This window comes from uncultured Brevundimonas sp., assembly GCF_963974615.1.
Taxonomy (GTDB): Bacteria; Pseudomonadota; Alphaproteobacteria; order Caulobacterales; family Caulobacteraceae; genus Brevundimonas.
Genome location: NZ_CAXBDH010000007.1, coordinates 48808 through 60246, shown reverse-complemented (window position 1 = coordinate 60246; position 11439 = coordinate 48808). Strand labels below are relative to the sequence as shown.

8 protein-coding genes are annotated in these 11439 nt (G+C 62.1%); 3 read left to right on the top strand and 5 right to left on the bottom strand.

Annotated elements, in window-relative coordinates; translation table 11 throughout:
- Positions 1-3: 3 nt before the first annotated feature.
- Together AAC050_RS06145 and AAC050_RS06140 are read right to left on the bottom strand one after the other, a co-directional pair.
- Positions 4-1335 carry an APC family permease gene (locus tag AAC050_RS06145; RefSeq protein ID WP_339914186.1) on the bottom strand — a complete coding sequence of 444 codons (1332 nt, stop codon included), beginning with the start codon at positions 1333-1335 and terminating at the stop codon, positions 4-6.
- A gap of 82 nt (positions 1336-1417) precedes the next feature.
- Positions 1418-3775 (bottom strand): heavy metal translocating P-type ATPase, encoded by a 2358-nt coding sequence (locus AAC050_RS06140; RefSeq protein ID WP_339914185.1) that lies wholly within the window; start codon positions 3773-3775, stop codon positions 1418-1420.
- Between the two features lie 102 nt (positions 3776-3877).
- On the opposite strand from AAC050_RS06140, the gene AAC050_RS06135 reads away from it, so the two are divergent.
- Positions 3878-4153 carry a metal-sensitive transcriptional regulator gene (locus AAC050_RS06135; protein WP_339914184.1) on the top strand — a complete coding sequence of 92 codons (276 nt, stop codon included), beginning with the start codon at positions 3878-3880 and terminating at the stop codon, positions 4151-4153.
- A 13-nt stretch (positions 4154-4166) separates the two neighbouring features.
- Here the strand turns inward: AAC050_RS06135 and AAC050_RS06130 are convergent, their stop codons facing one another.
- From AAC050_RS06130 to AAC050_RS06120, 3 genes are all read right to left on the bottom strand, one after another.
- Positions 4167-4880 (bottom strand): PepSY domain-containing protein, encoded by a 714-nt coding sequence (locus tag AAC050_RS06130; RefSeq protein WP_339914183.1) that lies wholly within the window; start codon positions 4878-4880, stop codon positions 4167-4169.
- 167 nt (positions 4881-5047) lie between these two features.
- Positions 5048-5524, bottom strand: a complete 477-nt coding sequence (locus AAC050_RS06125) for a MarR family transcriptional regulator (protein WP_339914182.1) — start codon at positions 5522-5524, stop codon at positions 5048-5050.
- 202 nt (positions 5525-5726) lie between these two features.
- Positions 5727-7076, bottom strand: coding sequence for a GH1 family beta-glucosidase (locus AAC050_RS06120; protein ID WP_339914181.1), 1350 nt, complete (start codon positions 7074-7076; stop codon positions 5727-5729).
- Between the two features lie 282 nt (positions 7077-7358).
- Between AAC050_RS06120 and AAC050_RS06115 the strand changes: the two genes are divergently transcribed.
- Together AAC050_RS06115 and AAC050_RS06110 are read left to right on the top strand one after the other, a co-directional pair.
- Positions 7359-8414, top strand: a complete 1056-nt coding sequence (locus tag AAC050_RS06115) for a LacI family DNA-binding transcriptional regulator (protein ID WP_339914180.1) — start codon at positions 7359-7361, stop codon at positions 8412-8414.
- Positions 8407-11427 (top strand): TonB-dependent receptor, encoded by a 3021-nt coding sequence (locus AAC050_RS06110; protein WP_339914179.1) that lies wholly within the window; start codon positions 8407-8409, stop codon positions 11425-11427. The genes AAC050_RS06115 and AAC050_RS06110 overlap by 8 nt, the downstream gene beginning before the upstream one ends.
- The last annotated feature ends 12 nt before the right edge of the window (positions 11428-11439 follow it).

The window sequence follows — 11439 nt, the reverse complement described above, 5'->3', positions numbered from 1 at the left end:
AACCTAGTCTGCGCCGTCCCCGCTTTCAGCGGTTCTGCCCAGATAGAATTTTTCGAACGCTACAATCGCGGCAATGCCGGTGAGGGCGATGGCGATGATGATCGGGTCGGCCTGAAACTTCATAACCATGAAGGCCCCCAGCACGCAGGCGTCCAGGATCAGGGCGGTCAACAGAATGGCCGCCTTGGCCTCCACGTCCTTGCGGAGCCGGCTGAACACGCCCCAGTGAACCGCCATGTCCATGACCAGATAGAAGATGACGCCCAGCGAAGCGATCCGGCTCAGATCGAAGAAGGCGGCCAGCACCGAGGCTGTGGCAGCGGTGTAAACCAGCAGGTGTCGCTGGATGTTTTCGCCCGGCAAGCCGAAATGGCTATGCGGTATCAGGCGCATCTCGGTGAGCATGGTCAGCATGCGCGACACGGCGAACAGGCTGGCCAGCACGCCAGATGCGGTCGCGATGATCGCAATCAGCACCGTCAGACGCATGCCCGTTTCACCGAGCGCCGGTCGTGCGGCCTCGGCCAGGGCATAGTTCTTCGCCGCGACGATCTGGTCGATGGTCAGGGCCGAGCCGACCGCCAGGGCGACGAGCATGTAGATGACGAAACAGATGGCGAGGGAAATGATGATGGCCCGGCCGACATTCCGCTTCGGGTCCTTCACCTCACCGCCGCTGTTGGTGATGGTGGTGAAGCCCTTGTAGGCGAGAATGGCGAGCGCGACGCCGGCCAGAAACCCGCCCGCTGACGTCGCGACCTCAACACCTCCGCTTGACGAGACGGAGGAGCGGAAAACGAGTCCGCTGACCCACAGGGCCGCGATGGCAAAGGCCGCGATCCCCCCGACCTTGAGAAAGGCCGCGACCTTCGACACACCCCCGACCACCGCATTGCCCGCGAGATTGATAACAAAGGCGAGCAGGATCAGGCTTACGGCCAGGATCGGTACTAGCAGACTGCTGTCGCCGATGCCGAAAAGCTGCAAGGTGTAGGTGCCGAAGGTTCGCGCGACGAGACTCTCGCTGATGATCATCGAAAAGGTCATCAGCAGGGCGCTGGCCCCGGTCATGACCGACCGGCCGTAGGCCTTCTGCAACACCATGGCGATGCCGCCTGCCGACGGGTATTTGTTCGATACCTTGATGTAGGTGTAGGCGGAAAATCCGCTGACAATCGCCGCGAGGACGAACGCCAGCGGAAACAGGGGACCGGCGAACTCTGCCACCTGACCGGTCAGGGCGAAGATCCCCGCGCCGATCATGACGCCGGTACCCATGGCGACGGCTCCGGCAAGGCTCAGGCTGTCCGCCTTGTATTTTTGGTGGGTTTTCAAGAACGATGCTTCCCTGTTCTGTTTGGCTCCCCGGCCAGTCAGCCAACGAAACCGGCAGAAGATTCGGCTTTCTAACCTAGGCTTACAGTCGCACAGCCCGCAACCTCAGGGCATTGGTGATCACGCTGACCGATGACAGCGACATGGCCAGCGCCGCCAGTGCCGGAGACAGCAACAGGCCGAAGCTCGGGTACAGCAGGCCGGCGGCGATCGGGATGCCCAGCGAATTGTAGCCGAAGGCAAACACCAGGTTCTGGCGGATATTGGCCATGACGGCCTTCGACAGGTGTCGGGCGCGGACGATGCCTTGCAGGTCACCGCTCAACAGGGTGACGCCAGCGCTCTCGATGGCCACATCCGAACCTGCACCCATGGCCACACCGACATCGGCAGCAGCCAGGGCTGGAGCGTCGTTGACCCCGTCTCCGGCCATGGCCACGATCCGGCCCTCGGCCCGCAGCTGTTCGACCACGCTGGCCTTGTCCTGCGGCAGGACCTCGGCCCGCACATCGTCGATGCCCAGTCGGCGCGCGACGGCCTCGGCGGTGGTGCGATTGTCACCGGTCATCATTACCAGCCGCAGCCCGGCGGCCTTCAGGGCGATGATCGCCTCGGCGGTGGTGGCCTTGATGGGGTCGGCGATCCCCAGCACACCGGCGGCCTTGCCGTCGACGGCCACGAAGATGGCGGTGGCCCCATCCTGCCGCAGGGCCTCGGCCCCGGTCTCCAGGGTCGTGACGTTGATGCCCAGCTCGCCCAGATAGCGGGTATTGCCCAGGGCCACGCGACGCCCGTCGATCAGGCCGGTGACGCCGCGGCCCACCGGACTGTCGAACTCGCTGGCTTCGGACAGGCTCAGGGACCGCTCCGTCGCCGCCCGCACGATGGCGTCGGCGAGGGGGTGTTCGCTGCCCCGCTCCAGACTGGCGGACAGGCGTAGCAGTTCGACCTCGTCAAAGCCCTCGACCGGCTGGATTGCCGTCACCGAAGGCTGGCCTTCGGTCAGGGTACCGGTCTTGTCCAGTACCAGGGTGTCGACCTTCTCGAACCGCTCCAGCGCCTCGGCGTTGCGGATCAGCACTCCGGCCTGGGCACCGCGCCCGACGCCGACCATGATCGAGATCGGCGTGGCCAGACCCAGCGCACAGGGGCAGGCGATGATCAGCACCGAGACGGCGGCGATCAGGGCGTAGGTCAGCCGCGGCTCGGGGCCGACCATTCCCCAGACGACGGCGGCCAGGATGGCCGTGATGATCACGGTCGGTACGAACCAGCCCGAGACGGTGTCGGCCAGTCGCTGGATGGGGGCCCGGCTGCGCTGGGCCTGGGCCACCATCTGGACGATCCGGGCCAGCAGGGTGTCCGCCCCGACCCGGTCGGCGCGCATGACGAAGGACCCGGTCTTGTTCAGGGAGCCCGCGACAACAGCGGCCCCAGCCTCCTTGGTAATGGGCATGGATTCGCCGGTGACCATCGATTCGTCGATGGCAACCCGGCCCTCGAGGATCTCGCCGTCGACCGGGATCTTCTCGCCGGGCCGGACCCGCAACCGGTCGCCGATTGCGATCAGGTCGAGGGTGACGTCCTCGTCGCTGCCGTCGTCGCGAACCCGGCGTGCAGTTTTAGGTGTCAGGTCCAGCAACGCCCGAATGGCACCGGAAGTCTGTTCCCGCGCCCGCAGCTCCAGAATCTGGCCGATCAGAACCAGCACGGTAATGACGGCCGCCGCTTCAAAATAGACAGGGGCGCTGCCGTCGTGTCGCAAAAAGCTTGCGGGAAACAGCCCGGGAGCCAGGACCGCCACCACGCTATAGAGCCAGGCCACGCCGACCCCCATGGCGATCAGGGTGAACATGTTGAGGTTGCGGGTTTGCAGCGAAGCCCAGCCCCGCTGGAAGAACGGCCAACCTGCCCAGAGAACCACCGGCGTTGCCAGCACCAGCTGAATCCAGTTGGAAGTCTGACCCGCCGCGAGCGCGTGAAGATTGGTCAGGTGCGCACCCATCTCCAGCGCGAACACCGGCAGGGTCAGGGCCAGTCCGACCCAGAAGCGCCGGGTGAAGTCGATCAGCTCATGGTTCACCGGCGCTTCGGCCGATACCATTTCCGGCTCGAGGGCCATGCCGCAGATCGGGCACGATCCCGGACCTTCCTGACGAATTTCCGGGTGCATGGGGCAGGTGTAGATCGTCCCGGGGATCGCCGCCGGTTCAACCCGTTCGCCGAGGTATCGCTCCGGGTCCGCCACGAATTTGCCCTGGCACCCTGCCGAGCAGAAGAAATAATCCTGGTCTGAATGGCTCGCCGTGTGCGGCGTCGCCGCCGGATCAACCGTCATGCCGCAGACGGGATCGGTCACCGTCGTGTTTGAACCCTGTGTCCCGGACGAGCAGCAGCTGTGCCCGGAATCGTGTGCGTGAGGGGTTGCGGGCTTAGCCATGGCGTATCTCCCTGTCTGACCGTCAGCGATATATACCCAAGGGGGGTATAGTGCAATATGCCCCTATGGGGTATAGGTGGGTTTCAATTCAGGAGGCCTGTGATGCAGAGCGAAACCAAGCCGAAGGTGATCAATCGTCTCAGCCGGATCGAAGGTCAGGTGCGCGGCATTGGTCGCATGGTCGAGGAGGATCGCTACTGCGTCGATATCCTGACCCAGGTGCAGGCCGTGAAGGCCGCGCTCCATCGGGTCGAAAGTGAAATCCTCAAGGATCACCTCGACCACTGTGTGATGCAGGCAATGACTGGCGAGGATCCCGCTGACCGTCGGGCCAAGGCGAGCGAACTGATCGAACTTCTGTCCCGTACAGCGCGATAGATTGCGCGCCATCCTAGTTCCGGCGGGCGCGATACAGGGCCCAGTCCCGTGCCAGCCGGATCCACAACAGGATAATGCCGGTGACCACGATGCTCAGGGTCAACAGCGTGGCGACAATGATCAGGGGATGGTTGAAGTCTTCCCCGTTCTCCAGGTCCATGATGTGCAGGCGCCAGAAGAAGTCGTAGAAGCGCCAGACAGCCGATCGCCGGGTCAGGACCTCACCGGTCTCGGGCGACAGATAGAAGGTGGTCCGTTCGGTGTCGGAGAAGTCGACCCGCCAGATCGGCCCCTCGCGACCGGTTTCCTGTGGGGCCTCGGGAAGTAGCCGGGCCTCTCCCGGTACGCCGGTCCCGGTGTAGGCTGACGCCGCCAGTCTTGATGCCTCGCCGGCCTCCAGCGCCCCGAAGGGGGTTCCGGTGACGGCGGAAACGGTGACCGGATCGCCCTCGACGGGCGTCAGGACCCAGGCCGGCCCCCGCGCAGTGGATCGAAGTTCAGCCTTGGTTGGTACAAGATCCAGGGCTCCTGCGACCTCGGGCAGGGCTCGAACTGTACCCAGTACCAGCGGCACCGGAGTCTGCTCCCGAACATGATGCTCGCTGCGCACGGTCTCGATCGGGATCGCCGTCATTACCAGACCGCCCGCGACCCAGAACAGAACCTGGATACCGACGACCAGGGCGATCCATTTGTGAAGCTGGGTCGACAGACGAAGGAGTTTCATATGGTGCGATTCCGGAACGGATAGCTAAAGGACAGCCCATGTGAGGCGTACAGCCGGGATTGTGGCATGCGCGGTATGTGTGAGTCATTCGCAGAGACAGGCGGCCCCGGACCTTTTGCCGTTCCGGATCGTTTGTCGCCGCCTCGTGTCATCACGACAGGATCAGCTTATGGATCGACAGACTTTGGTGCGGCATCCCCTGCACGGGTCACAATATCCAGAGTGGCCTTGAGATAGGCGTGACGCTCCTGGAGCGAGGGCAGGGATTCGGATACAAACGTCAGACGGGCCGCGGCCGAGGCCTGCTCCCTGATGCGTTCCAGCAACTCGGTGCCGGCCCGGGTCAAAGACAGGGTCTTGATACGGCGGTCCACCTCATCCCGTTTCCGGACGACGAGGTCTTTTTCCTCAAGAAAATCAACCAATCTTGTGATTGTCGTTGGTGACCTTTGAAGTGAGTTCGCCAGGCTGGTTTGTGAAATACCGGTGTCACCCGCCTCGCCAATCTTGCCCAGGGCGAAGGCGGTGATGACGTCGACGAATCCACTTGGACCCTTGACCTGGAACAGGCCCGCAACCGCGATCGACAGTGCGGAAATGGTCCAGAAGAAATCCAGCGCTTCAGATGTGACGGATTCGCACATCAACGGTTCTTCGGCCCCGGAATGCCGGGGTGCTTCAGATATGTGATTCATTGAATCGTTCTCCCGTGAAACGATTTACCACGTTCCGTTGCGCAATGGGCAACAGGAAACGGCTTCTCACAATCCTACACTATTTCACCAACCAGTCAGGCGAGTGTTGGGTTTCCTTCGTATTGCCGGGGCATGTTGCACCGATGGGGTCTCAATCGAGGACTGCGCCGTTCGAAGCAATGATCTCGGAATAGAGCAGGCCCGAGTCCTTGATCGTTCGCTCCTGGGTCAGGAAGTTGACGTGAGTGATGCCGAAGCGCTTCGAATAGCCTAGGGACCATTCCAGATTGTCGAGCAGGGACCAGGCCATATAACCGCGCACATCAACGCCCTTGCCGATGGCGTCGTGCACCGCTTTCAGGTGGTTCTTCAGATAGTCGACCCGTAGAGGGTCCTGTACCCGGCCGTCGATGGCGTGGGGCGGATCGTACCAGGCCGAGCCATTCTCGGTGATATAGATCGGCGTGTCGCCATAGGTGTCCTTCATCCACACCAGGGTGTCGGTCAGAGCCGGAGGGAAGACCTCCCAGCCGGTTTCGGTGTGGGCATGCTGGACCTGTTTCACTGGCGTGGCGCGGATCGGCCAAGCATCGGGATCGTTCTTGGGAACCGAGCGCGTGTACCAGTTGAGGCCAACGAAATCGATCGGCTGGGCGATCAGGTCGAAATCCTCCGCCGGCCACTCCTTCCAAGCCTCGCCGAAGACTTCGGCCAGCTCCGTCGGGTAGCGCTTCTTGAAGACAGGGTCGAGGTACTGGCGGTTCATCTGGGCGTCGGCGCGCATCCGTGCGGCCTCGTCCTCGGGCCGGTCGCTGGACGGGTATTTCGGCTCGATGTTCACCACCAGGCCGATCTCGTGCTTGCCGACCTCGCGGTAGCGTTTTACTGCCGCCCCGTGACTGCGCAGCAGATTGTGCGAGGCGATCACCGCCTCGAAGGCGCTCTTGTGGCCGGGGGCCAGGGCCCCGTGCAGATAGCCGCCGTCGACCACGACCCACGGTTCGTTCAGCGTGGCCCATTTCTTCACCCGCCCGTCGAATTTTTCAAACAGGACCTGACCGTAGTCGGCGAACCAGTCGGCAATGTCAGGATTGAGCCAACCGCCGCGGTCGTCGAGGGCCGCGGGCAGGTCCCAGTGATAGAGGGTGCATAGCGGCTCGATTCCGGCCTCAAGCAGGCCGTCGATCAGGCGATCATAGAAGTCCAGCCCTTTGGCGTTCACCGTGCCGCGGCCATCGGGCATGACCCGGCTCCATGACACGCTGAACCGGTAGGCTTGGAGGTTGAGGCGCTTCATCACCTCAATGTCTTCGCGCCAGCGATTGTAATGGTCGCAGGCCACGTCACCAGTGTCCCCGTCCTTCATCATGCCCGGTGTGTGGCTGAATCGATCCCAGATGGATGCTCCGGCCCCATCGGCCATGGATGAGCCCTCAATCTGGTAGGCCGCCGTGGCCGCGCCCCAAAGAAAATTGTCTGGAAACTGATACTTGGCGGTCATGGAGTAGGGCCTCGTACATAATCTTGGGCGGACGTTGAGCAATAGAAAAACGGGTCGATGTGGAGACGAAGGTCGGTAAGACCCGCCTCCGTGTGGCGAAACTACGGCACTTGCAGGGCGTGTGGCTAGTGTGTCATGTAATCGGTTACATGGTTTTGGTGGACGGATCTCCGACAAGGGGACCGGGACCACCTTCGCTGTTGGGAGGAAGACTGTGACGCCAGCCGGCGACCTTTTTCATTATGCGGGCCTGCGCCTGTGAAGGCCGCCACGATTCGTGACGTGGCCGAGCGCGCGGGTGTCTCCGTGGCCTCGGTTTCGCGCGTGCTGAACGGTGCCGATCCGGTCTCGGATGCCACGCGAGCCCGGGTGCTCGAGGCTTCGACGGCTCTGCAATACGTTCCCCACAGCGGTGCACGCAGCCTGTCGACCAGCCGCACCCAGACGGTCGGGGTGATCCTGCCCGACCTTTACGGTGAGTTCTTTTCCGAACTGATCCGCGGCATGGACGTGGCTGCGCGAGTCCATGGCTATCATCTGATTGTCTCCAGTTCACACGACGATGCCGACGAAGCTGCAGCTGCCATCCGTTCGATGCGTGGCCGGGTCGATGGTCTGATCGTCCTGTCACCCCACCTGGACGCAACCGAGTTGACTGCCAGCCTGGCCGGGCGGCTGCCGGTGTTGTTGATGAATGGCGGGGCCAGGGACGCCGGTCGTCCATCGGTGGTGGTTGATAATTTTGGTGGTGCTGTCGCGGCGGTCGGGCATCTGCTGGCCACGGGTCGACGCCGTATCGCCCATGTCGCCGGTCCGGCCGGGAACCTTGAGGCCGAGGCCCGGCTGGCCGGCTATCTGGAAGCGATGACGCGGGGCGGACTGACGCCGATCGTGATCGAGGGAGATTTTACCCAAGCCTCAGGACACCGGGCCGGAACGGTCCTGGCTGACCTTGTGAACCGACCCGATGCTGTCTTCGCCGCCAATGACATGATGGCGATCGGTGCCATGCTGGCCCTGCAGGAAGCGGGTGTCCGCTGTCCTGAAGACCTGGCAATGGTGGGCTTTGATGACGTGCCGCTCGCCGAACTCGTGCGCCCGGCACTGACCACGCTCAGAATTCGCATCGTCGACACAGGCCGCAATGCTCTCGAGCGGCTCGTTCGCATTATCGAATCCGCAGGCTCGGACGTCGCCGACACTGCCTGCGAAGTCGTCCGGCCAGAGCTGGTCGTTCGGTCATCCAGCGATCCGGCGATCCAATCCACGCTGCAGGACAGGGCATTTCGCACCATTCCTGCGGATGACGTCAATCAAGGGGGAAACCACAATGACTAGACCCACGTCTCATTATCTCGGCGGCGTATCCGCTCTGGCGGTTGCAATCTCGCTTGCCTTTACAGGATCCGCTGTTGCGCAGGTTGCATCGGCGACCCTGCGGGGAACTGTTTATGATGGTCAGCAGGTTGAGGCTGGCGGTTCTGTTACGGCGACTGAAATCTCGACGGGGTATGTCACTCGCGGCCGGATCGGGTCAGACGGGAACTATGTCCTGACGGGTCTGCGTCCGGGCAGTTATCGCATCGACGTCGCCGCCACCGACGGCCACTCGACATCCGATAGTGTTACCCTGGCCCTGGGCCAGGTTGGTACGCTGGATCTCGATGTCGGTATCGTGACGACAGCGAGCACGCCCGGTGCCACCCGACTCGAGGACATCGTCGTCACCGGACGGCGAGTGTTTGAGGTGCGGACACCCGAGGTTGCCACCAACGTCAGCCAGGTGCAGATCAACAATCTTCCGCAGATCAGCCGCAACTTCCTGAATTTCGCGGCCCTCGCACCGGGCGTGCGGGTCACGGAAGGGGAGACCGAGCGGACCATTTCAGCGGGTGGTCAGGGCGCGTCGGCAATCAACGTCTTCATCGACGGCCAGAACCAGAAATCGACAATCATCGACGGTGGCGTGGCCGGTCAGGACGACAGCCGCGGCAACCCGTTCCCGCAGGCGGGTATCCAGGAATTCCGGGTCATCAGTCAGAATTTCAAGGCGGAATACGAGCAAGCCTCGTCCTCGATCATCACCTCGGTGACCCGCTCGGGCACCAATGAGTTCACCGGGGACGCCTTCATTACCTACCAGAACCAGGACTGGATCGCCCAGGACAGCTTCGCCCGGGAGCGGGGCGAGCCCCGGGTGGATCTCAAGCGGGTGCAATATGGCTTTTCCGTCGGTGGTCCGATCATTCAGGACCGTCTGCACTTCTTCGGGGCCTATGAACGCAAGGACGAGACCCGGTCGAATACGGTGGTGCTGAATAGCGCAGCCTATGCCAGCCTGGTCGGTGCCGACACCGGCACGTTCGCCGCTCCGTTTGAGGAAGACCTGTTCTTCGGCAAGCTGTCCTGGTCGATCGACGACCGTCAGCGCCTCGATATCAGCGCCACCTATCGCAATGAGGCGGATATCCGTGATTTCGGCGGGACCAATGCCTATTCACGAGCCAATCAGATCAACACCGACACCCGCTCGGTGAACATCCGGCACCAGTACAATGGAGACCGGTTCCTGAACGAGGCCTCGGTCGACTATTTTGAGTACAACTATAATCCGACGGCGCTGAACTTTTCAGACTACGGCCGGTCCTATGTCATCTTCCGCGACAACTGCCCTGACGGCGATCTCCCCACCGCGACGTGTCCGGTGCCCGTCGGTTTCCAGTACAATGTCTATAATCGCCAAGACTATGTGTTCAACACTGGTGGCCAGAGTAACAATCAGGACATCCGCCAGCGTAGCTGGACGTTCAAGGATGACCTGACCTTCAGCGACATCGAGTGGCACGGCCTTCATACGTTGAAGATGGGTGCCAAATTTTCCGCCCAAAATATGTATGTGAACAAACAGTTCGGCCGAAACCCACAGTTCATCTTTGATGTAGACGCCCGCCCGGAAATCAACGGCAGCACCTCGATTCCGGTCATGGTCTCGCTGGGGGCCTATGTGCCGCCGGCCGACGTCAACAACAATGTGGTCGGCCTCTACGTTCAGGACGACTGGCAGGTCACCGACAAGCTGGAGCTCAATCTTGGCCTGCGCTGGGATTATGAAGACAATGCCGTCAACAACGATTACCGGACCCCGGACAGCATTCGCAACATGCTGGCCGCGATCCAGAATCTGCCGGGGTACGATTTCCCGTCCTATTTCAACTACACGGACTATATCACCGACGGTCGGGACGCGTTTACCGGGGCGTTCCAGCCGCGGATCGGTTTCTCGTACGATGTCTATGGCGATGAACGGACGGTGATCTTCGGCGGGGCCGGTCGCTATTATGACCGGGTCGGGTTCAACTTCGCCTTCGACGAGCGCTTCAAGCCCTTCCAGTTCAACAAGGAAATCTTCTTCTCCGTCGCCGGCGGAGCCCATGGCGGGGTCAATACCGTGGCCTGGAATCCGAGCTATCTGACCCCGGCGGGTCTCGATCCGCTGCTGGCGGCGACGCCGGGGGCGGGCGAGGTCTTTCTGCTGAACAATAACATGGAGCCGCCCCGGACCGACCAGTTCAACCTCGGCGTTCGCCAGAAGTTCGGCCAGTTCCAGACCGCACTGACGTTCGCCTATGGCAAGTCCGCCAACCTGTTCGCCTGGTACATTGCCAATGCCGGATCCGAGACCGGTGACCGGTTCTCCGGCCCGACGCCGACCTCGGTCGGCTATCCGGAGTTCCGCAACCTGATTTTCTTCGGCAACAACGACGCTGAACAGACCTTCAAGGCTATGTATCTGACGGTCGACAAGCCGTTCGATACGGCCAGCAACTGGGGCATGTCATTCACCTACACGCTGTCCGATGCGAAGCGGAACGGCAGCCGCGACAACGGCATTGCCGGGTTCGATTTCGACTATAATCGCCCCGGCCTGTCTCCCACGTTCCCGACCAACCAGGATGAGCGGCACCGGATCGTGGCCTCGGCGATCGTCGGCCTGCCGATGGAGTTTCGCTTGTCGGGTATTCTCACTCTCGGGTCGGGTCTGCCTTATCATCAGTGGGCCTGCCCGACAGCGAGCAATCCGGACGTCTGTTGGAACGGCGGCCGACCGGAGAAGTATAATTTCATCATTCCCAACGCCTGGGCCTACCGTCAGCTGGACCTGCGTCTGACCAAGGAATTCCAGGTCTGGGGCGGGGATTCTGTTGAGTTGATCCTGGATGCGATCAACGTGTTCAATTTCAAGAACTACAACGGCTTCGAGCAATGCCTGTGTTCAACTGAGTACGGAGATCCCCGGTCCCAGTTCCTGCCGACCCGCAGCTTCCAGGTTGGCCTGCGCTATCGCTGGTAAGTTCCTGAGCCT

Coding starts and splice junctions, on each gene's coding strand:
- AAC050_RS06140 (WP_339914185.1), bottom strand. CDS start 3,775: ATGGCTAAGCCCGCAACCCCTCACGCACACGATTCCGGGCACAGCTGC.
- AAC050_RS06135 (WP_339914184.1), top strand. CDS start 3,878: ATGCAGAGCGAAACCAAGCCGAAGGTGATCAATCGTCTCAGCCGGATC.
- AAC050_RS06130 (WP_339914183.1), bottom strand. CDS start 4,880: ATGAAACTCCTTCGTCTGTCGACCCAGCTTCACAAATGGATCGCCCTG.
- AAC050_RS06125 (WP_339914182.1), bottom strand. CDS start 5,524: ATGTGCGAATCCGTCACATCTGAAGCGCTGGATTTCTTCTGGACCATT.
- AAC050_RS06120 (WP_339914181.1), bottom strand. CDS start 7,076: ATGACCGCCAAGTATCAGTTTCCAGACAATTTTCTTTGGGGCGCGGCC.
- AAC050_RS06110 (WP_339914179.1), top strand. CDS start 8,407: ATGACTAGACCCACGTCTCATTATCTCGGCGGCGTATCCGCTCTGGCG.